Consider the following 286-nt stretch of genomic DNA (forward strand, 5'->3'; position numbering starts at 1 on the left):
GGGACCTGGATGCGGTCGTCGCGCTGGGCATCCCAGACCCACTTGGTGAATTCCGGGCCGGGCCGCACCGAGACCACGGTGGCGTCCTTGAGCGCGGTGTCGCCCTGGCGGTTGACGATGACCCGGTTGCCCTCAGCCTCGAGCTGGCTGATGGTGGCGCGGGCATCACCGGAGCCCGACGGCGCGGCAGCAGCCGGGGCGGCCAGGCCCAGGATGACCGCCGACAGGCCGGCAGCAGCGGTAGCGGTGATAGTGGCGGTGGTGGTGAAGTTCTTCATTGCTCTCA

At 69.9% G+C, this 286-nt stretch carries 1 protein-coding gene; it reads right to left on the bottom strand.

Annotated elements, in window-relative coordinates; all coding sequences use genetic code 11:
- Positions 1-278, bottom strand: a 278-nt coding sequence (locus tag ACQI46_RS25645) for a hypothetical protein (RefSeq protein WP_427096860.1), incomplete at its 3' end; no start/stop codon positions are given.
- Positions 279-286 lie beyond the last annotated feature (8 nt).

It is taken from the genome of Mycobacterium sp. SMC-4, from assembly GCF_050205565.1.
Taxonomy (GTDB): Bacteria; Actinomycetota; Actinomycetes; order Mycobacteriales; family Mycobacteriaceae; genus Mycobacterium.